The sequence below is a fragment of the Sphaerisporangium perillae genome (assembly GCF_023276435.1).
Taxonomy (GTDB): domain Bacteria; phylum Actinomycetota; class Actinomycetes; order Streptosporangiales; family Streptosporangiaceae; genus Sphaerisporangium; species Sphaerisporangium perillae.
On sequence record NZ_JALLPO010000109.1, the window covers coordinates 1 to 1021 of the forward strand.

Genomic DNA, 1021 nt, shown 5'->3' on the forward strand with positions numbered 1-1021 from the left:
GCGTTGACCGTGCTCTGGTACATGTTCGCGCCGCCGCCGAAGTCGAACGGCATGATCGTGTAGTTGTCGATGGGGACGTCCAGGGCCTTGGACTGGTTGATCAAGCGGATGCCGTCGGCGGTCGGGCCGCTGGTGCTCGTGCCGAAGGTGAGGACGACCTTGACGTTCGGATTGTTCTGCTTGACGATCTTCAGCCCGCCCAGGATGCGGTCCTGGACCGTGTAGTTGCCGAACTCGTCGGTGTTCTCGATGTCGAAGTCGACCACGGCGGGGCCGACGGCGTTGATGACCTGCTGTACGGCGCCGGCGAAGGCGGTCGACGAGGAGCAGTTCGGGCCGAGCTTGTTGCCCGACCAGCCGCCGAAGGACACCTGGACGCTGCCGCCCGCGCCCTTGATGGCCGCGATCGTCTGGGCGTCGACGCCGCCGCTGAGCGGCCGGGAGCCGTCCCACATCGGCGTGCAGCCGCCGCCGGAGAGGATGAACGCCATGGTGAAGGACTTCACGCCGGTGGCGCTCATGACCGAGGTGGCGCTGGGCGGGCTGCCCCATCCCATGTACAGGTACGGCGCGCCGGGCATCTTGCCGGGCGCGGGAGGCGGCGGCGGGGTGGTGCCACTCGGCAGGGTCCACTTCTGGTTGGCGCCGGCGAAGCAGTCCCAGATCTGCAGCGGGGTGCCGTCGGCGGAGCTCGGGCCGGTGGCGTCCAGGCACTTGCCCAGCGCGCGCAGGGTGCCGTCGGAGCCGGCCGTCCACTGCTGGGCCGCGGTGCCGTTGCAGTCGTAGATCTGCACCTTGGTGCCGTTGGCGCTGCTGGCGGCGGCGACGTCCAGGCACTTGCCGAGGGCGCGGATGGTGCCGTCGGTGCCGGTGGTCCACTGCTGGGCGGCGGTGCCGTTGCAGGTGTACAGCTGGATCTGCGCGCCGTTGGCGCTGCTCGCGCCCGCCACGTCGACGCACTTGCCCCCGTACCCGGTGATCTGGCCGGTGGCGGCCCAGGCGGGGGAGAGGCCGGTCGCGA

At 70.5% G+C, this 1021-nt stretch carries 1 protein-coding gene; it reads right to left on the bottom strand.

Annotated elements, in window-relative coordinates; translation table 11 throughout:
- Positions 1-1021: ricin-type beta-trefoil lectin domain protein (locus MYF83_RS42210; RefSeq protein ID WP_248966443.1), on the bottom strand; the 1021-nt coding region annotated here is incomplete at both ends.